The sequence below is a fragment of the Enterobacter cloacae complex sp. IR5422 genome (genome assembly GCF_049238165.1).
In the GTDB taxonomy this organism is placed as follows: Bacteria; Pseudomonadota; Gammaproteobacteria; order Enterobacterales; family Enterobacteriaceae; genus Enterobacter; species Enterobacter roggenkampii.
Genome location: NZ_JBMKHT010000007.1, coordinates 1 through 21,287, shown reverse-complemented (window position 1 = coordinate 21,287; position 21,287 = coordinate 1). Strand labels below are relative to the sequence as shown.

Annotated in this window: 19 protein-coding genes, 1 tRNA gene and 2 rRNA genes; 18 read left to right on the top strand and 4 right to left on the bottom strand. The window is 53.0% G+C overall.

Annotated elements, in window-relative coordinates; all coding sequences use genetic code 11:
• The first annotated feature begins 122 nt into the window (after nt 1–122).
• The 11 genes from aroQ (at nt 123) to ACOTXT_RS05280 (ending at nt 10,152) form a co-directional block, all read left to right on the top strand.
• Nucleotides 123–575: a type II 3-dehydroquinate dehydratase gene (gene aroQ / locus ACOTXT_RS05330; RefSeq protein WP_008502855.1), complete on the top strand. Its 453-nt coding sequence runs from the start codon at nt 123–125 to the stop codon at nt 573–575.
• A 21-nt stretch (nt 576–596) separates the two neighbouring features.
• Complete coding sequence (accB, locus tag ACOTXT_RS05325) at nt 597–1,061, top strand: acetyl-CoA carboxylase biotin carboxyl carrier protein (protein WP_008502856.1); 465 nt, start codon at nt 597–599, stop codon at nt 1,059–1,061.
• 10 nt (nt 1,062–1,071) lie between these two features.
• The gene (gene accC, locus ACOTXT_RS05320; protein WP_003860388.1) at nt 1,072–2,421 is read left to right on the top strand and encodes an acetyl-CoA carboxylase biotin carboxylase subunit; all 1,350 of its coding nucleotides are present in this window, start codon (nt 1,072–1,074) and stop codon (nt 2,419–2,421) included.
• 108 nt (nt 2,422–2,529) lie between these two features.
• The gene (locus tag ACOTXT_RS05315; RefSeq protein ID WP_021242290.1) at nt 2,530–2,772 is read left to right on the top strand and encodes a YhdT family protein; all 243 of its coding nucleotides are present in this window, start codon (nt 2,530–2,532) and stop codon (nt 2,770–2,772) included.
• Complete coding sequence (gene panF / locus ACOTXT_RS05310) at nt 2,762–4,213, top strand: sodium/pantothenate symporter (protein WP_023326186.1); 1,452 nt, start codon at nt 2,762–2,764, stop codon at nt 4,211–4,213. Before ACOTXT_RS05315 ends, panF begins: the two co-directional genes overlap by 11 nt.
• Nucleotides 4,214–4,224: 11 nt before the next feature.
• Nucleotides 4,225–5,106 (top strand): 50S ribosomal protein L11 methyltransferase, encoded by an 882-nt coding sequence (gene prmA, locus ACOTXT_RS05305; RefSeq protein ID WP_008502859.1) that lies wholly within the window; start codon nt 4,225–4,227, stop codon nt 5,104–5,106.
• 127 nt (nt 5,107–5,233) lie between these two features.
• Nucleotides 5,234–5,974, top strand: coding sequence for a carbonic anhydrase (locus tag ACOTXT_RS05300; protein WP_021242291.1), 741 nt, complete (start codon nt 5,234–5,236; stop codon nt 5,972–5,974).
• Between the two features lie 330 nt (nt 5,975–6,304).
• Complete coding sequence (gene dusB, locus ACOTXT_RS05295; RefSeq protein ID WP_008502861.1) at nt 6,305–7,270, top strand: tRNA dihydrouridine synthase DusB; 966 nt, start codon at nt 6,305–6,307, stop codon at nt 7,268–7,270.
• A 23-nt stretch (nt 7,271–7,293) separates the two neighbouring features.
• Complete coding sequence (gene fis, locus ACOTXT_RS05290) at nt 7,294–7,590, top strand: DNA-binding transcriptional regulator Fis (RefSeq protein WP_000462905.1); 297 nt, start codon at nt 7,294–7,296, stop codon at nt 7,588–7,590.
• 177 nt (nt 7,591–7,767) lie between these two features.
• On the top strand, nt 7,768–7,932 hold the full coding sequence (locus ACOTXT_RS05285) for a DUF2556 family protein (protein ID WP_008502862.1): 165 nt from the start codon (nt 7,768–7,770) through the stop codon (nt 7,930–7,932).
• 138 nt (nt 7,933–8,070) lie between these two features.
• Nucleotides 8,071–10,152: a bifunctional diguanylate cyclase/phosphodiesterase gene (locus ACOTXT_RS05280; protein WP_333164477.1), complete on the top strand. Its 2,082-nt coding sequence runs from the start codon at nt 8,071–8,073 to the stop codon at nt 10,150–10,152.
• Here ACOTXT_RS05280 and envR read toward each other — a convergent pair.
• On the bottom strand, nt 10,068–10,784 hold the full coding sequence (gene envR / locus ACOTXT_RS05275; RefSeq protein ID WP_072050945.1) for an acrEF/envCD operon transcriptional regulator: 717 nt from the start codon (nt 10,782–10,784) through the stop codon (nt 10,068–10,070). The two genes, ACOTXT_RS05280 and envR, sit on opposite strands and share 85 nt — an antisense overlap.
• A 388-nt stretch (nt 10,785–11,172) precedes the next feature.
• Here envR and ACOTXT_RS05270 point away from each other — a divergent pair, with 388 nt between their 5' ends.
• From ACOTXT_RS05270 to ACOTXT_RS05240, 7 genes are all read left to right on the top strand, one after another.
• Nucleotides 11,173–12,312: an efflux RND transporter periplasmic adaptor subunit gene (locus tag ACOTXT_RS05270; protein WP_421625290.1), complete on the top strand. Its 1,140-nt coding sequence runs from the start codon at nt 11,173–11,175 to the stop codon at nt 12,310–12,312.
• 11 nt (nt 12,313–12,323) lie between these two features.
• Nucleotides 12,324–15,437 carry an efflux RND transporter permease subunit gene (locus ACOTXT_RS05265; protein ID WP_021242294.1) on the top strand — a complete coding sequence of 1,038 codons (3,114 nt, stop codon included), beginning with the start codon at nt 12,324–12,326 and terminating at the stop codon, nt 15,435–15,437.
• Nucleotides 15,438–15,741: 304 nt separating this feature from the next.
• Nucleotides 15,742–15,963, top strand: coding sequence for a lipoprotein (locus ACOTXT_RS05260; protein ID WP_008502867.1), 222 nt, complete (start codon nt 15,742–15,744; stop codon nt 15,961–15,963).
• A gap of 473 nt (nt 15,964–16,436) precedes the next feature.
• Nucleotides 16,437–17,462: an amino acid ABC transporter substrate-binding protein gene (locus ACOTXT_RS05255; protein ID WP_047071242.1), complete on the top strand. Its 1,026-nt coding sequence runs from the start codon at nt 16,437–16,439 to the stop codon at nt 17,460–17,462.
• A gap of 67 nt (nt 17,463–17,529) precedes the next feature.
• Nucleotides 17,530–18,711 (top strand): amino acid ABC transporter permease, encoded by a 1,182-nt coding sequence (locus ACOTXT_RS05250; protein ID WP_045354596.1) that lies wholly within the window; start codon nt 17,530–17,532, stop codon nt 18,709–18,711.
• A 9-nt stretch (nt 18,712–18,720) separates the two neighbouring features.
• Nucleotides 18,721–19,824 (top strand): amino acid ABC transporter permease, encoded by a 1,104-nt coding sequence (locus ACOTXT_RS05245; protein WP_055321225.1) that lies wholly within the window; start codon nt 18,721–18,723, stop codon nt 19,822–19,824.
• A gap of 7 nt (nt 19,825–19,831) precedes the next feature.
• Nucleotides 19,832–20,590 (top strand): amino acid ABC transporter ATP-binding protein, encoded by a 759-nt coding sequence (locus ACOTXT_RS05240; protein ID WP_008502871.1) that lies wholly within the window; start codon nt 19,832–19,834, stop codon nt 20,588–20,590.
• A 106-nt stretch (nt 20,591–20,696) separates the two neighbouring features.
• Here ACOTXT_RS05240 and rrf (ACOTXT_RS05235) read toward each other — a convergent pair.
• The 3 genes from rrf (ACOTXT_RS05235) to rrf (ACOTXT_RS05225) form a co-directional block, all read right to left on the bottom strand.
• Nucleotides 20,697–20,812: ribosomal RNA gene (gene rrf / locus ACOTXT_RS05235) — 5S ribosomal RNA — on the bottom strand.
• Between the two features lie 43 nt (nt 20,813–20,855).
• Nucleotides 20,856–20,931 (bottom strand) — tRNA-Thr (locus ACOTXT_RS05230).
• Nucleotides 20,932–20,945: 14 nt separating this feature from the next.
• Nucleotides 20,946–21,061, bottom strand: a 5S ribosomal RNA gene (gene rrf, locus ACOTXT_RS05225).
• Nucleotides 21,062–21,287 lie beyond the last annotated feature (226 nt).

Genomic DNA, 21,287 nt, shown 5'->3' with positions numbered 1-21,287 from the left:
AATCGTTATAATGTGCGACCTTGGTTCGCCTGACAGTGGTTTTTGGCCTCTGAAAAGGTGACATTTGCGCTTCGACGGTATATTTTGTTTTTTACCCGAAAATCGCAGGAGATAGCGGCATAATGACTGATAAGTTCCAGATCTTAGTTTTGAACGGACCGAACCTGAACATGCTCGGCACCCGTGAGCCGGAGAAGTACGGCACGCTGACATTAAGCGAAATTGTTAACCGTTTGAGCACGGAAGCAGCGTCGCTGAATGTGGATTTGGATCATTTTCAGTCAAACGCGGAGTACGCAATCATCGACCGTATTCATCAGGCTAAAGACAATGTGGACTATATCCTGATCAATCCGGCCGCGTTTACGCACACCAGTGTTGCTATCCGCGACGCACTGCTTGCGGTGAGTATCCCGTTTATCGAGATCCACCTGAGTAACGTGCACGCCCGAGAGCCGTTCCGTCACCACTCGTATCTGTCGGATATCGCTGCTGGCGTTATCTGCGGACTGGGCGCAGACGGCTATTCATACGCTTTACAGACAGCGGTAAAACGCTTGTCACAATCACACTAAACAAGAGTACGGAACCCACTCATGGATATTCGTAAGATTAAAAAACTGATCGAGCTGGTTGAAGAATCAGGCATCTCCGAACTGGAAATTTCTGAAGGCGAAGAGTCTGTACGCATCAGCCGTGCAGCCCCAGCCGCTAGCTTCCCGGTAATGCAGCAAGCTTACGCTGCGCCAGTGCAGCAGCCTGCGCTCTCCGCAGCCGTTGCACCAGCAGCAGCTGAAGCCGCACCTGCCGCTGCAGCAGAAATCAGTGGTCACATCGTACGTTCCCCAATGGTTGGTACTTTCTACCGCACCCCGAGCCCGGACGCGAAGGCGTTCATCGAAGTGGGTCAGAAAGTCAACGTAGGCGATACCCTGTGCATCGTTGAAGCGATGAAAATGATGAACCAGATCGAAGCAGACAAATCAGGTACTGTGAAAGCGATTCTGGTCGAAAGTGGTCAGCCGGTTGAATTTGACGAGCCGCTGGTCGTCATCGAGTAACGAGGCGTACATGCTGGATAAAATTGTTATCGCCAACCGCGGCGAGATCGCACTGCGTATTCTTCGTGCCTGTAAAGAACTGGGCATCAAGACTGTCGCGGTGCACTCAAGCGCGGATCGCGATTTAAAACACGTATTGCTGGCGGATGAGACGGTCTGTATTGGCCCGGCTCCGTCCGTAAAAAGCTATCTGAACATCCCGGCTATCATCAGCGCCGCTGAAATCACCGGCGCGGTGGCAATTCATCCGGGTTACGGCTTCCTCTCTGAGAACGCCAACTTTGCTGAGCAGGTTGAACGCTCTGGCTTTATCTTCATCGGCCCGAAAGCCGACACCATCCGCCTGATGGGCGACAAAGTGTCTGCGATCACCGCGATGAAAAAAGCCGGTGTACCAACCGTACCAGGCTCTGACGGCCCTCTGACCGACGACATGGATGCTAACCGTGCTCATGCTAAACGCATTGGCTACCCGGTTATCATCAAGGCGTCCGGCGGCGGCGGCGGTCGCGGTATGCGCGTTGTGCGCAGCGATGCTGAACTGGCACAGTCCATCTCCATGACCAAAGCAGAAGCGAAAGCCGCTTTCAGCAATGACATGGTGTACATGGAAAAATACCTGGAAAACCCACGCCACATCGAAATTCAGGTGCTGGCTGACGGTCAGGGTAACGCAATCTATCTGGCAGAACGTGACTGCTCCATGCAGCGTCGTCACCAGAAGGTGGTCGAAGAAGCACCAGCGCCGGGCATTACTCCGGAACTGCGTCGCTACATCGGCGAGCGTTGCGCTAAAGCGTGTGTCGATATCGGCTATCGTGGAGCGGGTACCTTTGAGTTCCTGTTCGAAAACGGCGAGTTCTACTTCATTGAGATGAACACCCGTATTCAGGTTGAACATCCGGTTACCGAAATGATCACCGGGGTTGACCTGATTAAAGAGCAGCTGCGTATCGCAGCCGGTCAGCCGCTGTCCATCAAGCAGGAAGAAGTGGTGGTGAAAGGCCATGCGGTAGAATGCCGTATCAACGCCGAAGACCCGAACACCTTCCTGCCAAGCCCGGGTAAAATCACGCGTTTCCACGCGCCGGGTGGCTTTGGCGTGCGCTGGGAGTCTCATATCTACGCCGGTTACACCGTACCGCCGTACTATGACTCAATGATCGGCAAGCTCATCTGCTACGGCGAAAACCGTGACGTGGCGATTGCCCGCATGAAGAACGCCCTGCAGGAACTGATCATCGACGGAATCAAAACCAACGTTGATCTGCAGATGCGCATCATGAGCGACGAGCACTTCCAGAATGGTGGAACCAACATCCACTATCTGGAGAAAAAACTCGGTCTGAACGAGAAGTAAGAGACCTGTGTTGTGAAAAGGCCGGATTATCCGGCCTTTTTTATTTCTGGGGCCTGGAAAGCCTCATCATGTACAATCCCCGCTTTCTTCATCCACAAGGGACAAAAAATGGACAAACGTTTTGTTCAGGCCCATAAAGAAGCGCGCTGGGCGCTGTGGCTGACCCTTCTCTATCTTGCTGCATGGTTAGTAACCGCTTACTTACCAGACTCTGCTATTGGCATCACCGGCCTGCCGCACTGGTTCGAATTGGCCTGCCTGCTGGTTCCGCTGGTGTTTATCCTGCTGTGCTGGGCAATGGTGAAATTTATCTACCGGGATATTCCGCTGGAGGACGATGATGCAGCTTGAAGTCATTCTGCCGCTTGTCGCTTACCTGCTGGTCGTATTTGGATTGTCCATTTACGCCATGCGCAAAAGAACGACCGGTGCCTTTCTGAACGAGTATTTTCTCGGCAGCCGTTCGATGGGCGGCGTTGTGCTGGCGATGACGCTGACCGCGACCTATATCAGCGCCAGCTCGTTTATTGGCGGCCCCGGTGCGGCCTACAAATACGGGTTAGGCTGGGTTTTGCTGGCGATGATCCAGCTGCCTGCCGTCTGGCTCTCGTTGGGCATACTGGGTAAAAAATTTGCCATTCTGGCGCGCCGTTACAATGCCGTGACGCTCAACGATATGCTCTTTGCCCGTTACCAGAGCCGCTTGCTGGTGTGGCTGGCGAGCTTGAGCCTGCTGGTGGCGTTTATCGGTGCGATGACCGTACAGTTTATCGGCGGTGCGCGTCTGCTGGAAACGGCGGCCGGCATCCCTTACGAGACAGGCCTCATCATCTTCGGGGTAAGCATCGCGCTCTATACTGCGTTTGGCGGATTCCGCGCCAGCGTGCTGAACGATACGCTGCAGGGAATGGTGATGCTCATCGGTACGATCGTTCTGCTGGTGGGGATTGTCCATGCGGCGGGTGGACTCACTCACGCGGTGGAAACCCTGGAAGCGATTGACCCGAAACTGGTCTCGCCGCAGGGCGCAGATGATATCCTCTCTCCGACCTTTATGACCTCATTCTGGGTGTTAGTCTGCTTCGGAGTAATTGGTCTGCCGCATACCGCCGTGCGCTGTATCTCCTATAAAGACAGCAAAGCCGTTCACAAGGGCATCATCATCGGGACGATTGTGGTCGCTGTCCTGATGTTTGGTATGCATCTGGCGGGGGCATTAGGGCGCGCGGTAATCCCCGATCTTACCGTGCCGGATCTGGTTATCCCGACGCTGATGGTCAAAGTGCTGCCCCCTTTTGCCGCCGGGATTTTCCTCGCTGCGCCAATGGCCGCCATTATGTCGACCATCAACGCTCAGTTACTGCAAAGTTCCGCTACGATCATTAAAGATCTCTATCTGAACCTGCGCCCTGAACAGGTTGAAAATGAACGTCGCCTGAAGCATATGTCAGCGGTGATTACGCTGGTGCTAGGCGCGTTGTTGCTGTTAGCCGCATGGCGCCCGCCGGAGATGATCATCTGGCTGAACCTGCTGGCATTTGGTGGGCTTGAGGCGGTATTCCTGTGGCCGCTGGTGTTAGGGCTCTACTGGGAACGCGCAAATGCTGCAGGTGCGCTGAGCGCGATGATTGTTGGCGGCGTGCTGTACGCCGTCCTCGCAACGTTTAAGATTCAGTACCTGGGCTTCCATCCGATTGTGCCTTCGTTACTGCTAAGTTTACTGGCGTTTGTGGTGGGGAACCGTTTCGGTCAGCCCGGCCCACAGCCCGTTATGATTTCTACTGATAAATAAAGAGTTTTGCCATGCCGTGGATCCAACTAAAACTGAATACAACCGGCGCGAACGCCGAAGAGCTGAGCGATGCGCTAATGGAGGCCGGCTCGGTCTCTATCACCTTCCAGGACACGCATGACACGCCGGTCTTTGAACCGCTGCCGGGCGAAACCCGCCTGTGGGGCGATACCGACGTGATTGGCCTGTTCGATGCTGAAACCGACATGAAAGAGGTCGTCGCGATTCTGGAAAACCACCCTCTGCTGGGCGCGGGCTTTGCGCACAAAATCGAACAGCTGGAAGACAAAGACTGGGAACGCGAATGGATGGATAACTTCCACCCGATGCAGTTCGGCAAGCGTCTGTGGATCTGCCCAAGCTGGCGCGAGGTTCCTGATGAAAACGCGGTTAACGTCATGCTCGATCCGGGTCTGGCGTTTGGTACCGGCACCCATCCAACGACCTCCCTGTGCCTGCAGTGGCTGGATGGTCTCGATCTGGATGGTAAGACGGTGATCGACTTCGGCTGTGGATCCGGGATCCTTGCGATTGCCGCCCTGAAACTGGGCGCGGCAAAAGCTATCGGGATCGATATCGATCCGCAGGCCATTCAGGCCAGTCGCGACAACGCCGAGCGCAACGGCGTTTCCGATCGACTGGAGCTGTATCTGCCGGATGCACAGCCAGAAGCCATGAAAGCCGATGTGGTGGTTGCAAACATTCTGGCGGGCCCATTGCGCGAGCTGGCTCCGTTAATCAGCGTGCTGCCCGTTGAGGGCGGTCTGCTGGGACTTTCGGGTATCCTGGCAAGCCAGGCAGACAGCGTGTGTGAAGCCTACGCCGATCTTTTCGCTCTCGACCCGGTGGTGGAGAAAGAAGAGTGGTGTCGTATTACCGGTCGTAAAAAATAAGCATTTGGCGTGGTCCTCTGACCACGCCCCTCTTCCTCTGATAATCCTCTCTCCCTCTGCCATTCTTCGGTAAAATAACCCCACAAATCATGTTGATTTGTATTAAAAAATTCACCGGAAGAATATGATGAAACACATTACAGGCAAGGCAGCGCTGTTTGCGCTGAGCATGGTTTCGGCTTCAGCATTCGCATCACACTGGGGCTATGAAGGGGAAGGTTCACCGGAACACTGGGGTGAACTGGACGAGGCCTACAAGACCTGCCAGAGCGGGATGAACCAGTCTCCGATAAATATTGATTCGACCGCTAACGCCCATCTCTCCCCGCTGCAAACACACTACATTGATGGTCCTGTAACGCTGACCAATAATGGCCATACCATTCAGGCTAGCGAACAGGCTGACACCCGTGACACCATCACTCTGGACAAGCAAACCTGGACGCTCCAGCAGTTCCACTTCCATGCACCAAGCGAAAACACCGTGCACGGCAAGAAGTACGCGATGGAGATGCATCTGGTACATAAAAACAGCGCGGGTGAGCTGACCGTGGTAGCCGTCATGTTTGATAAAGGGGCTGCGAATCCGGAGCTGGATAAGCTGTGGAGCGTGATGCCGCAGCAGGCTGAACAGAACGTCTCCATTGAGAAGGATCTCAACCTGAACAAGCTGCTGCCGAAGGTGAAAACCTACTGGCGCTTTAGCGGATCTCTGACCACGCCACCGTGTTCTGAAGGGGTCACCTGGATCGTGCTCAAACAGCCGTTAACCGTCTCAGCAGAACAGCTTGAGAAATTTACCCATACCATGCATCACGATAATAACCGCCCGGTACAGTCTCTGCATGGGCGCGTTGTGGTCGAATAACGCCCATTCTGAGGCTTAATATCATGTTCTAAAATGCGACGCAGATCGCAAAGAAGAGGGAAAATCTGCTGCTAAAAACAGCAGATTATCCCGTTCAGGTAGGCCATTTATTCAGAAATGATGAGAAGTTACGGGAAATTGTAAGCGCTCATAAAATAGCCATTCCTGTCTAACACAATGATTTAAATAGTGAATAATTCTTAACGGAAAGATTGAGCGGCGATTCCTTGATCTACAACAGTGGATTGTTCAAAGTTTGGCCTTTCATCTCGTGCAAAAAATGCGTAATATACGCCGCCTTGCAGTCACAGTATGGTCATTTCTTAACTCATGCGCATCGGACACCACCAGCTTAGAAATCGCCTGATCGCAGCCCCTATGGCAGGTATTACCGACCGGCCGTTCAGGACGCTGTGCTATGAGATGGGAGCCGGTTTAACCGTATCCGAGATGATGTCGTCTAACCCGCAGGTTTGGGAAAGCGATAAATCCCGCCTTCGGATGGTGCACATTGATGAACCCGGTATTCGCACCGTGCAAATTGCCGGAAGCGTGCCTGAAGAGATGGCAGATGCCGCGCGTATCAACGTGGAAAGTGGTGCCCAGATTATTGATATCAATATGGGGTGCCCGGCCAAAAAAGTGAATCGCAAGCTTGCAGGTTCAGCCCTTCTGCAATACCCCGACCAGGTGAAAGCTATCCTGACGGCGGTTGTCAGCGCAGTGGACGTTCCTGTTACGTTAAAGATTCGCACGGGTTGGTCGCCGGAACACCGTAACTGTGTAGAGATTGCCCAACTGGCCGAAGACTGTGGCATTCAGGCCCTGACCATTCATGGACGCACGCGCGCCTGTTTGTTCAACGGTGAAGCTGAATACGACAGCATTCGGGCAGTTAAGCAGAAAGTTTCCATTCCGATTATCGCGAATGGCGACATAACTGACCCGCTTAAAGCCAGAGCGGTGCTCGACTATACGGGAGCTGATGCTCTGATGATAGGACGTGCCGCTCAGGGAAGACCCTGGATCTTTCGGGAAATCCAGCATTATCTGGACACTGGAGAGCTGCTTGCTCCCCTGCCTCTGGCAGAGGTTAAGCGCTTGCTTTGTTCGCATGTTCGGGAACTGCATGACCACTACGGTCAGGCGAAAGGGTACCGAATTGCGCGTAAACACGTTTCCTGGTATCTCCAGGAGCACGCTCCAGATGACCAGTTTCGGCGCACATTCAACGCCATTGAGGATGCCAGCGAACAGCTGGAGGCGTTGGAGGCATACTTCGAAAATCTTGCGTAATGAAATAAAGAGCTGACAGAACTATGTTCGAACAACGCGTAAATTCTGACGTACTGACCGTTTCTACCGTTAACTCTCAGGATCAGGTAACTCAAAAGCCCCTGCGTGACTCGGTTAAACAGGCACTGAAGAACTATTTTGCTCAACTGAACGGTCAGGATGTTAATGACCTGTATGAGCTGGTACTGGCTGAAGTTGAACAGCCACTGTTGGACATGGTGATGCAATACACCCGCGGTAACCAAACCCGCGCTGCGCTGATGATGGGTATCAACCGTGGTACTCTGCGTAAGAAACTGAAAAAATACGGCATGAACTGATACTAGTCAGTTAAATGCTTGTTTAAAAAGGCGCTCTTCGGCATGGGGAAGCGCCTTTTTTATTCCCTGCTTCACTCCGTCAACGCTTTGTAAACCTTCACTTATCCCGCTTTAAAACCGCCGCTTTTGGTGTATATTTCCCCCACTTTACTGGCGCTCTTCTCGCGGAATGACACAATGATTCGTAAATACTGGTGGCTGGTTGTTTTTGCAATCTCCGTTTTGATTTTCGATGCACTTCTGATGCAGTGGATTGAACTGATGAGCACCGAAACCGATAAGTGTCGCAATATGAACTCCGTGAATCCCCTGAAACTCGTAAACTGTTCAGAGCTCGACTAGCCGCCTGATTGCGCAAACTCCCCGTGATTACCCACTAAAAACGGGGATTTAAATCCCTTTGAGCCATTACCCGACGGTGATAATGTCTCGCCCTTCTCAACCGCTCTAGCGTAACCCCACACTCGAGTAGAACCGTCCATGCTGGTCAGCCAATACAACCATATCCTTGTTGTCCTCTCCTTTGTTGTTGCCATCCTTGCCGCGTATACCGCACTGAATATGGCGGCACGTGTCGCCGGGAGTGAGGGTGTCGCTGCCCGCGTCTGGCTGGCTGGCGGCGGTATTGCAATGGGCATCGGCGTGTGGGCCATGCATTTTATCGGCATGCTGGCGATGGATCTCTCCATGAGCATGAGCTACAACGCCAGCCTGACGGTGTTATCCATGGTCATCGCCGTCGGGTCGTCACTGTTCGCGCTCTGGCTCGTGAGCTGCGATCGGTTACGCTTGCGCCGTCTGCTGCCCGGTGCGCTGGTGATGGGAAGCGGTATTGTTGCCATGCATTACACCGGCATGGCCGCGCTGGAAGTGATGCCCGGGATAATCTGGGACAAGGTCTGGGTGGCCATTTCGGTCGCCATTGCGCTTGCCGCTTCACTCGCGGCATTATGGCTGACCTTCCGCCTGCGTCACGACGCCGCGCAGGTCGTGCTGATGCGCACGGGTGCCGCCATCACCATGGGCATAGCCATTGCCGGGATGCACTACGCCGGGATGAAAGCCGCACAGTTTCCGATGTCCACAATGGTTCACCATGAGGGTATTAACGGGAGCTGGCTGGCGGTGCTGGTGAGCGTTGTCGCGCTCTCTATTCTTGGGATTACCCTGTTGGTATCAATGCTGGACGCCCGCCTTCAGGCGCGTACCGCCCTTCTGGCCTCGTCCCTTGCAGAAGCTAACCGGGAACTCGCACAGCTGGCCCTGCACGATACCCTGACGCGGCTGCCCAACCGTATCCTGCTGGAAGACCGACTCGATCAGGCCATCAGCAAAGCCGATCGCGAGGGGACCCATTTTGCCCTGATGTTCATGGATCTCGACGGCTTTAAAGCCATCAATGACGCTTACGGCCATGATGTCGGTGACAAGCTGCTGATTGCCGTAACGGAGCGCCTGCTGCATCTCCTGAAGGGCCAGTTCACCCTGGCACGTATCGGCGGTGATGAGTTTGTTCTGCTGGCTGAGGGGGAAGGCCCGGACGATGCGGCATCGCTGGCGAATTCGCTGGTGCGCGCGATCGATAGCCCGTTCAACCTCGAGCACTATGAACTGATGGTCACCCTCAGCATTGGGATCGCGCTGTATCCTCACGACGGCAAAACCGAACGTGAGCTCATGTTTAACGCCGATGCGGCGATGTACCATACCAAGCATATGGGCCGGAACGGTTACCACTTTTTCCAGCCCTCGATGAATACGCTGGCGCAGACCCACCTTCAGTTAATGAACGATCTGTGGATGGCGATCGATCGCAATGAGCTCCGCCTGCTGTATCAGCCAAAATTTCACGCCCCCGCCGGTCCTCTCCTTGGATTTGAGGCGTTATTGCGCTGGCAGCATCCTAAGCAGGGGTTACTGACCCCGGACCTTTTCCTGCCGCTGGCGGAAAAAACGGGGCTGATTATCCCTATCGGCAACTGGGTAATTAATGAAGCCTGTCGCCAGCTGCGTGAATGGCATCTTCAGGGACATCAAAGCTGGTCAATGGCGGTAAACCTGTCGACGCTGCAGTTTGAACAGCCTTCGCTGGTCAACACGGTTCTCAACTGCCTGGCACTTCATCATGTGCCACCAGAAATGTTGATCCTGGAGGTGACGGAAACCACGGCCATGAGCAACCCGGATGAAAGTGTACGGGTGCTGACAGAGCTGACGAAAGCGGGCGTAAAGGCCTCCATTGATGATTTTGGCACCGGCTATTCAAGCCTACTGTACCTCAAACGCTTACCCGCCTGTGAATTGAAAATCGACAGGGCGTTCGTGAAAGAGCTCAGCGGAGAAAGCGAGGATGCCACCATTGTCTCCGCGATTGTGGCCCTCGCCAAAACACTCAATCTGAAAGTCGTGGCTGAAGGCGTAGAAACCGAAGCACAGCAGGCCTTTTTGACCGAGTTGGGCTGCAACACCCTTCAGGGTTATCTGTTAGGTAAACCCGTCAGCGCGCAAACCATAGAGGCGCTTTGTGCGCGAGGGGAGATGCAACCTGGCGCAGGGCTGTAAGCATCATCAGGCGATACGCGAATGACAGGGAGTGTCGCCAGAATGCTATCGACCAGGGCGGGCGCCTGCTGATAAAGATTGAAACTTTCGTTATTCATTAACCAGTTTTTAATTATTCCGCTAAAAAAGCCGTGGAATACGATCAAGGTCAGATCAACATTTACCTTTGGCGAAATGATGTTCCGTGAAATACAGGCCTCCAGCGAGGCACGCAGCGTGTCATAATTGAATCCAATCCGTTTTCTGATGTCTCTCTCTGAAATCATGTCACTGCTAAATTCACATTTATGATACAAAATTTGTAAAAGTGCGCATTGTCGAGGCTCACGCGCAATATACTGCAACGCAGTAATAAATTGCTCACGAAGTATTAACAATGGATCGTCACCTTCGGAAAGGGAAAGCCTGTCGCGAATAATGTCGCGAAGCGGTAATTGCTGCTCCCAGATGGCATTAAATATTTCAGCTTTACTGGTGAAGTGCCAATAGATTGCACCGCGCGTCACATTTGCAGCATCCGCGATGTCCGTCAGCGTGGTGTTGGCTACGCCACGCGTCGCAAACTGCCCGATAGCCGCCTCAATCAACTGCTGCCGGGTTTGTTGAGCTTCTTCTTTCTTTTTCCGCGCCATAGACAACGACTCGCTACTCACAAAGTTTATACGTAACACAGGTCAGGAGAAAGAAAGTATTCACCAATTCCCGTTTTAGTTTTGCACAAAAAAAGTCAATCTTCTTAATTTATAGTTTAGCTAAATACATATTTAAGTTTAAATTCATGCCATGAATAAATGAGGCACATTAAGCGCTATTTAACTGATTAGCTTGCCGGAAGAAGACAGAGAAATAAACCGAGTCTGATTCTGATTTTTCTGCTCAGACCTTGCCATTCGCACTTATAAATTAAAAAACATTAAATACCCTCATTATTATACGCAGCTACATTTTATTTTTTTATCCCGCTGCCCCTGCTACCGATTCACGCTAAATATCGGTTACCGGGTATTTAAAGGAACAGTAATGACGAATCATTTCAGACGCTTACCCTTAGCCGGTTTCATTGTCTGCGCTGTGCTGCTCTCAGGATGCGATGGCCAGGAAAACCAACAACAACATCCGCAGGCTCCCCAGGTCACTGTGCATATTGTGAAAAGCGCACCGCTGGCTGTCACCACTGAACTCCCGGGCAGAACAGATGCGTTCCGCGTTGCAGAGGTTCGTCCGCAGGTTAGCGGTATTATCCTGCGTCGCAACTTCACGGAGGGCAGCGATGTAAAAGCTGGAGATTCGCTTTACCAGATTGATCCTGCAACCTATCAGGCGGCTTACGACAACGCCAAAGGCGAGCTGGCGAAGGCCCAGGCGGCGGCCAATATTGCTCACCTGACGGTGAAACGTTATCTCCCGCTGGTCGGTACACAGTATGTCAGCAAGCAGGAGTATGACCAGGCCGTGGCCACGGCCCAGCAGGCAGACGCCAGCGTCGTCGCCGCCAAAGCGGGCGTTGAAAGCGCGCGCATCAACCTTGCCTATACCAAAGTGACATCGCCCGTTGATGGTCGCATCGGTAAATCCAGCGTAACGGAAGGGGCGCTGGTCACCAACGGGCAGGCAGCGGCGCTGGCAACGGTTCAGCAGCTTGATCCGATGTATGTCGATGTCACCCAGTCCAGTAATGATTTTTTGCGCCTGAAGCAGACGAGCCTGCAAAAAGGCGATACCGCCAGCAGCGTTGAGCTACTGATGGAGAACGGGCAGCCCTATCCGCTGAAAGGCACATTGCAGTTCTCAGACGTCACGGTGGATCATAGTACCGGCTCGATTACCCTGCGCGCCATTTTCCCGAATCCTCAACATCTGCTGTTACCGGGTATGTTCGTTCGCGCCCGGATTGATGAAGGTACGCAGCCGAATGCGATTCTGGTTCCCCAGCAAGGCGTGACTCGTACGCCGCGAGGCGATGCCACCGTGATGGTGGTGAACGATAAAAATCAGGTTGAGTCTCGCACCGTCGTTGCGCCTCAGGCGATTGGCGACCGCTGGCTGGTGACGGAAGGGCTGAAAAACGGTGACCGCGTGATTGTCAGCGGGCTACAAAAGGTCAGACCGGGCGTAACCGTCGTCGCCACGCCTGATACCACCACCGCTCCAGCCAGTTAAGGGACGACGACATGGCTAATTTCTTTATTCAGAGACCGGTTTTCGCCTGGGTACTTGCCATCATTTTGATGATTGCTGGTGGGCTGGCCATTCTCAAACTTCCCGTCGCACAGTATCCGACCATTGCGCCTCCCGCCGTGGCGATATCCGCGACCTACCCGGGAGCAGATGCTCAAACGGTGCAGGATACCGTGACCCAGGTTATCGAGCAGAACATGAACGGTATCGATAACCTGATGTATATGTCCTCCACCAGCGATTCAGCGGGTAACGTCACCATCACCCTGACCTTCGAGTCCGGAACCGATCCGGACATCGCCCAGGTGCAGGTGCAGAACAAGCTGCAGCTCGCCATGCCGCTGCTGCCGCAAGAGGTGCAGCAGCAGGGGATTGGCGTTGAGAAGTCCAGCAGCAGCTTCCTGCTGGTTGCCGGTTTTGTATCAGACAACAAAAACCTGACGCAGGATGACATCTCCGACTATGTCGCCTCGAACGTCAAAGATGCCATCAGCCGAACGTCTGGCGTCGGTGACGTGCAGCTGTTTGGCGCCCAGTATGCGATGCGTATCTGGCTCGACAGCAATGCGATGAACAAATACCAGCTGACGCCGCTGGATATTATCAACCAGCTGAAAACGCAGAACGACCAGATAGCGGCAGGCCAGTTGGGCGGGACGCCATCCATCCCAGGACAGCAGCTGAATGCCTCGATCATCGCGCAAACCCGCCTGAAATCACCGGAAGAGTTTGGCCGCGTGACGCTCAAGGTGAACCAGGACGGCTCGATGGTGCATCTGAAGGATGTGGCTCGCATTGAGCTGGGTGGCGAAAACTACAACATGGTGACAAAAATCAACGGGCAGGCGGCAACCGGCCTGGGGATTAAGCTGGCAACAGGGGCAAATGCGCTGGATACAGCGGCAGCCATCAAGAGCAAGCTGGCACAACTGCAGCCGTTCTTCCCGCAGGGGCTAAAAGTCGTCTACCCCTATGACACCACACCGTTTGTGAAAATCTCCATCCACGAAGTGGTGAAGACCCTGTTCGAAGCGATTATTCTCGTCTTCCTGGTTATGTACCTGTTCCTGCAAAACCTGCGGGCAACGCTCATCCCGACTATCGCGGTTCCGGTCGTTCTGCTGGGTACCTTCGCGGTTCTGGCGGCGTTCGGTTTCTCCATCAATACCCTGACAATGTTCGGCATGGTGCTGGCGATAGGTCTGCTGGTTGATGACGCTATCGTGGTCGTTGAGAACGTTGAACGCGTCATGGTCGAGGACAAGCTGCCGCCGAAAGAGGCTACGCAGAAATCGATGGGACAGATCCAGGGGGCACTGGTGGGGATCGCCATGGTGCTCTCGGCGGTCTTTATCCCGATGGCCTTTTTTGGCGGCTCGACGGGGGCGATCTATCGCCAGTTCTCGCTAACTATCGTTTCCGCTATGGCATTGTCAGTACTGGTTGCGCTAATCCTGACGCCAGCGCTCTGTGCAACGTTGCTTAAGCCTGTTTCAGCCGATCATCATGAGAAAAAAGGGGGTTTCTTCGGCTGGTTTAATGCGCTCTTTGATAAGAGCGTTGAGCACTACAGTAACAGCGTGAGCGGTATCTTGCGCAAGACCGGACGCTATCTGTTGGTGTACGTCATTATTGTCGGTGGAATGGCGGTGCTCTTCCTGCGCTTACCCACCTCCTTCCTCCCCGAAGAGGATCAGGGGGTGTTTATGACGATGGTTCAGCTCCCGGCGGGGGCAACCCAGACGCGTACTCAGCAGGTTCTCGACCAGGTTCAGGACTACTACCTGAACAAAGAGAAAGCAAATGTTGAATCCGTCTTTACCGTAAACGGCTTTAGCTTTAGCGGCCAGGGTCAGAACTCCGGTATTGCCTTCATCAGCCTGAAGCCCTGGGAAGAGCGTCCTGGGGCGGAAAATGGCGTTGAAGCCATTGTGGGTCGCGCGACAAAAGCTTTCAGTCAGATTAAAGACGGCCTTGTATTCCCGTTTAACCTGCCCGCTATTATTGAGTTAGGTACCGCAACGGGCTTCGACTTTGAACTTATCGATCAGGCAAACCTGGGGCATACCCAGCTGACGCAGGCGCGTAACCAGCTGCTCGGCATGGTGAAAGAGCATCCTGACCTGCTGGTGCGCGTACGCCCAAACGGTCTTGAAGATACGCCTCAGTTCAAACTGGATGTCGATCAGGAGAAAGCACAGGCGCTGGGCGTCAGTCTTTCTGACGTCAACCAGACGATTTCGACGGCCTTAGGGGGCACCTATGTGAATGACTTTATCGATCATGGCCGCGTGAAAAAAGTCTATGTACAGGCCGACGCGAAATTCCGTATGTTGCCAGGGGATATTAACAACCTTTATGTGCGCAGCGCGAACGGGGAAATGGTGCCGTTCTCAGCCTTTAGCAACGCTCACTGGGTTTATGGTTCACCTCGTCTGGAGCGCTACAACGGAATGCCTTCGATGGAGATCCTCGGCGAATCAGCCCCGGGTAAAAGTACCGGTGAGGCCATGGCTATGATGGAAAGCCTCGCGGCAAAATTGCCTTCCGGCATCGGTTATGACTGGACGGGAATGTCTTACCAAGAGCGACTTTCGGGTAACCAGGCGCCTGCACTGTACGCCATTTCACTGATCGTGGTGTTCTTGTGTCTGGCAGCGCTGTATGAAAGCTGGTCCATTCCGTTCTCCGTTATGCTGGTTGTGCCGTTGGGGGTCATCGGGGCCCTTCTCGCAGCCTCGCTACGCGGGTTAAACAATGACGTCTATTTCCAGGTCGGCCTGCTGACCACAATTGGTCTGTCGGCGAAAAACGCCATCCTGATCGTCGAATTTGCTAAAGACCTGATGGAGAAAGAAGGTAAAGGCATCATTGAAGCTACGCTTGAAGCGTCAAGGATGCGCCTTCGACCGATCCTGATGACCTCCCTGGCCTTTATCCTTGGCGTCATGCCGCTGGTGATCAGTACCGGAGCCGGGAGCGGTGCGCAAAACGCCGTCGGTACGGGTGTGATGGGGGGAATGCTTTCCGCAACGCTTCTGGCGATTTTCTTCGTGCCCGTCTTCTTTGTGGTTGTTCGTCGACGCTTTACCCGCCATAAAGATTAACATTTCCCTAAAAAGGCACCTCTGGTGCCTTTTTTATTTTTAACATAAACAATGAATTAGGCATTAAGCGAAAGCCATGTTAAAAATACAGTGATTTGCATTAAGTAAAAACACTCTCTTACCCCTTCATAATGTCTCCATTAATTCGTCCGGAAATCGATTTTTCTCCACGATTTTTACAAACTACATAATTTGAGATTATTCCTCGTGTAACGCGGACTTACCCCGGTGGTAAAATAACCTCCAGTTCGTTAATTGCCCTCCTGGCTTTATAGCGGACGAGAAATAATACTGAGGTAACATCATGAAAAGATTCATTTCCGTTGCACTACTCGCTGCGCTGCTTGCTGGTTGCGCGCACGACTCTCCATGTGTACCGGTTTACGACGACCAGGGCCGACTGGTTCATACCAATACCTGTATGAAAGGCACCACCCAGGACAACTGGGAAACAGCAGGTGCTATCGCTGGCGGCGCTGCCGCAGTGGCGGGCTTGACGCTGGGTATTGTTGCCCTGACGAAGTAACATCAGTTAAGAAAGCGCGGCTCTGGCCGCGCTTTTGCTTTTAATCAGTGCACTATTTTCAAAGAAGTAAAAAAATAGCCCCGTATTTATTCGTGCCTTTCATTTCAGCCTGAAGCCAGTCACATCTTTTTCGTACACTTTTTTAAATTACCTGTTCTATTGTGATGATTTTCACACATTAATATTATTGAATATCCTGCCAATATTCACTCTGGAAACTATCTCTTCTTTTTTCTGGCGCGACTCAAAACTTTTGCTCCAATTTGTGGCACAGGTTGTAATTTCGCACCGTTTCAGGGCGCTCGTTTTATTTAAGCCTGTCTACACTCAGCATTAAGCGTTCACTCATCTCTTATTTTGCCGAACGCAAAACTGGCATTACGTTTGCTTTATAAACGTTGGCCAAAGCCACAGACAGGTAAAGCGTTTAAAAACGCCTCTATAACGATAAATTTCGCCACACAGGAAGCATTATGAAAAAGACGATGATAGCCAGCCTGGCCGCTGCAGGCATGATGTTTGCCGTAGCCGGTCAAGCCCATGCGGGAACGACACTGGATGCCGTTAAAAAGAAAGGTTTTGTTCAATGTGGTATCAGTGACGGTTTGCCTGGCTTCTCTTATGCCGATGCGAACGGCAAATTTACCGGTATTGATGTAGATGTCTGCCGTGGTGTTGCCGCCGCCGTTTTTGGCGATGACAGCAAAGTGAAATATACCCCGCTGACGGCGAAAGAACGCTTTACGGCACTGCAGTCCGGCGAGGTTGACATGCTCTCCCGTAATACCACCTGGACCTCCTCCCGCGACGCGGGTATGGGGATGTCATTTACGGGCGTGACCTATTATGACGGGATCGGCTTCCTGACCCACAATAAAGCAGGCCTGAAAAGCGCCAAAGAGCTGGATGGTGCGACCGTTTGTATTCAGGCGGGCACCGATACCGAGCTGAACGTCGCCGATTATTTCAAAGCAAATAACATGAAATACACGCCAGTGACATTCGACCGCTCGGATGAGTCGGCTAAAGCGCTGGAATCCGGCCGTTGCGACACGCTGGCCTCTGACCAGTCACAGCTGTATGCCTTACGCATTAAGTTGAGCAATCCGGCAGAGTGGATTGTCCTGCCTGAAGTGATCTCCAAAGAACCTCTCGGCCCTGTCGTTCGTCGCGGCGATGAAGACTGGTTCTCTATTGTTCGCTGGACGCTGTTTGCCATGCTGAACGCAGAAGAGATGGGCATCAACTCGAAAAACGTGGATGAGAAAGCGGCTAAACCATCCAACCCGGATATGGCACACCTGCTGGGTACAGAAGGTGATTTCGGCAAGGATCTGAAGCTGGATAACAAGTGGGCCTACAACATCATCAAACAGGTGGGCAACTACTCTGAGATCTTTGAACGCAACGTGGGATCGGAAAGCCCGCTGAAGATCAAACGCGGCCAGAACAATCTCTGGAACAACGGCGGTATTCAGTACGCACCACCAGTACGTTAAGTCATAGCTGTAACGGGCACTGCTCTGGCAGTGCCCACTCCAGAGTCATGGTTACTGAGGTTTCTTTATGTCCCATCGCCGCTCAGCCGTAAAAGGATCGCTATCCTTTTCTCATCCCGCGGTCCGCGCCTGGCTATTCCAGATTATTGCTATTGTTGCGGTTGTTCTCATCGCCGTGTATCTCATCCATAACACCATCACCAACCTGAATAATCGCGGCATTACCTCCGGTTTCGCGTTTTTAGATCGCAGCGCGGGGTTTGGCATTGTTCAGCATCTTATTGATTACCAGGAAGGTGACACGTATGGACGCGTGTTCGTGGTCGGTTTACTGAATACGCTGCTGGTATCGGCGCTTTGTATCGTCTTCGCGTCGATACTGGGCTTCTTTATTGGTCTGGCGCGTCTTTCTGAAAACTGGCTCCTGCGGAAACTGTCGACGGTTTATATCGAGACGTTCCGCAATATCCCCCCGCTGCTGCAGATCTTCTTCTGGTATTTCGCCGTACTGCGTAACCTTCCTGGTCCCCGTCAGGCCGTCGACGCGTTTGAGCTGTTTTTCCTGAGTAACCGTGGGTTATCCATTCCTTCTCCTCAGCCGGGCGAAGGACTGTACGCTTTCATCGGCGCGATTGTGATAGCGCTTACCCTCTCCGCTGGGGTATTCCGTTTTAACCGCAAGCATCAGATCAAAACCGGTCAGCTTCGTAGAACCTGGCCCACCGCAGTCATCCTGATCGTTAGCCTGCCGCTAGTGGCACACTGGCTGTTTGGCGCCGCGTTGCACTGGGATGTTCCCCATCTGCGAGGCTTTAACTTCCAGGGGGGAATGGTGTTAATTCCTGAACTGGCGGCCCTGACATTGGCGCTATCGATTTATACCTCAGCCTTTATCGCTGAGATTATTCGTGCCGGGATCCAGGCCGTCCCGCACGGGCAACACGAAGCGGCACGCTCATTAGGATTACCGCATACGGTGACGCTTCGCCAGGTCATTATTCCGCAGGCGTTGCGGGTCATCATTCCGCCTCTGACCAGCCAGTATCTTAACATCGTCAAAAACTCGTCGCTGGCCGCCGCTATTGGTTATCCGGATATGGTGTCACTCTTCGCCGGAACCGTGCTTAACCAGACCGGACAAGCCATTGAAACCATCGCCATCACCATGTCTGTCTATCTCATCATCAGCCTGGTAATTTCACTGCTGATGAACCTCTATAACCGTCGTATAGCACTGGTCGAGCGCTAAGGATCTATGATGACAAAAGCGATACTGTCGCACGCCTCGCGCCCTGCCAACTCGACAGGTGGACGTTTCATTCTCTGGGCGCGAAAGAATCTGTTCTCCAGCTGGAGTAACAGCCTGCTGACGATTGTCTGCCTGTGGCTCATGTGGGAATTGATTCCTCCCCTGCTGAACTGGGCGTTTTTACAGGCCAACTGGGTCGGTTCAACCCGAGCTGACTGTACAAAAGCCGGTGCCTGCTGGGTGTTTATTCATGAACGTTTCGGTCAGTTCATGTATGGATTGTATCCGCATGAACAGCGCTGGCGGATTAATCTGGCGCTGGTTATCGGTCTGCTCTCTGTCGCAGTCATGTTCTGGAAAAAGCTGCCTCACCGTGGACGCTATATTGCCGTCTGGGCAGTGATTTATCCAATTATTGTCTGGGTGCTCTTGTATGGCGGTTTTCTGGGGCTGGAACGCGTTGAAACACGCCAGTGGGGCGGACTGACGCTGACGTTGATTATCGCGTCAGTGGGGATAGCCGGTGCTCTGCCGTGGGGGATTTTACTAGCCCTCGGACGGCGTTCAAAAATGCCGATCGTTCGCGTGCTCTCCGTTATCTTCATTGAGTTCTGGCGCGGCGTGCCGCTTATTACCGTTCTCTTTATGTCGTCAGTCATGCTGCCGCTGTTTATGGCAGAAGGGACAACGATCGACAAACTAATTCGTGCCCTGGTCGGGGTGATTCTCTTCCAGTCCGCCTATGTCGCTGAAGTTGTGCGCGGTGGTCTGCAGGCGTTGCCTAAAGGCCAGTACGAAGCGGCGGAATCACTGGCTCTCGGTTACTGGAAAACGCAGGGACTGGTGATTCTTCCACAAGCACTCAAGCTGGTCATCCCGGGCCTGGTCAACACGATCATTGCCCTCTTCAAGGATACCAGCCTGGTGATCATCATCGGGTTGTTCGATCTCTTTAGCAGCGTACAACAGGCAACCGTTGACCCTGTCTGGCTGGGTATGTCCACCGAAGGATATGTCTTTGCTGCCCTAATCTACTGGATCTTTTGTTTTAGCATGTCGCGCTACAGCCAGCATCTGGAAAAGCGCTTTAACACCGGGCGTACACCGCACTGAGGAAAATATGAGCCAAATAACTATGACACCCGCCGACGCGATGATTACGCTGGAAGACGTGAACAAATGGTACGGACAGTTTCATGTCCTGAAAGACATTAATCTCAAGGTCAAACAGGGCGAACGCATTGTCCTGTGCGGCCCGTCCGGCTCCGGGAAATCCACAACCATTCGCTGTATTAACCACCTTGAAGAGCATCAGCAAGGACGCATCGTGGTTGATGGTATCGAGCTGAATGAAGATATCCGCAATATCGAACGCGTGCGTCAGGAAGTGGGAATGGTATTTCAGCACTTTAATCTGTTTCCGCACCTGACCGTTCTGCAGAACTGTACGCTCGCACCGATTTGGGTACGAAAGATGCCGAAAAAGGAAGCCGAGGCGTTGGCAATGCACTATCTGGAGCGTGTACGTATCGCAGAGCATGCCAATAAGTTTCCCGGTCAGATATCGGGTGGACAGCAGCAGCGTGTGGCTATCGCCCGTTCACTGTGTATGAAACCGAAAATTATGCTGTTTGATGAACCGACATCAGCCCTCGATCCGGAAATGGTGAAGGAGGTTCTGGATACCATGATTGGACTGGCACAATCCGGCATGACCATGCTGTGTGTCACGCATGAGATGGGGTTCGCGCGAACCGTGGCTGACCGGGTGATCTTTATGGATCGTGGGGAGATTGTTGAGCAGGCGCCGCCAGATGAGTTCTTTGCGCATCCGAAGTCAGAACGTACGCGAGCATTCCTGTCACAGGTGATTCATTAATCAGATCTTTTTGCCCGGTGGCGCTGCGCTTACCGGGCCTACCGTTTTCACGAAAATCATAACGCAAAAAGGCCATCCTTTCGGATGGCCTTTTCACTTATTTGATGTCTGGCAGTTCCCTACTCTCACATGGGGAGACCCCACACTACCATCGGCGCTACGGCGTTTCACTTCTGAGTTCGGCATGGGGTCAGGTGGGACCACCGCGCTAAAGCCGCCAGACAAATTCTTTTACTTCTTGCCGAACTTTAACCTAAGTATAAAGTGGTGCTGATACCCAGAGTCGAACTGGGGACCTCACCCTTACCAAGGGTGCGCTCTACCAACTGAGCCATATCAGCACGCTAAATTTGATGCCTGGCAGTTCCCTACTCTCACATGGGGAGACCCCACACTACCATCGGCGCTACGGCGTTTCACTTCTGAGTTCGGCATGGGGTCAGGTGGGACCACCGCGCTAAAGCCGCCAGGCAAATTCTGTTAATCTGTATCAGGCTGAAAATCTGTCTCTTCGCCAAAACACCTTCGGCGTTGTAAGGTTAAGCCTCACGGTTCATTAGTATCGGTTAGGGAAGGTGCGAATAAGTCCGAGATGTGAGATCATCGTGTTGTAACCTGAACCCAGAATGAGTAACCGGATGAGCCAGCAACTGACTTTTGCCGACAGTGAGTTTTCCAGTAAACGCCGCCAGACCCG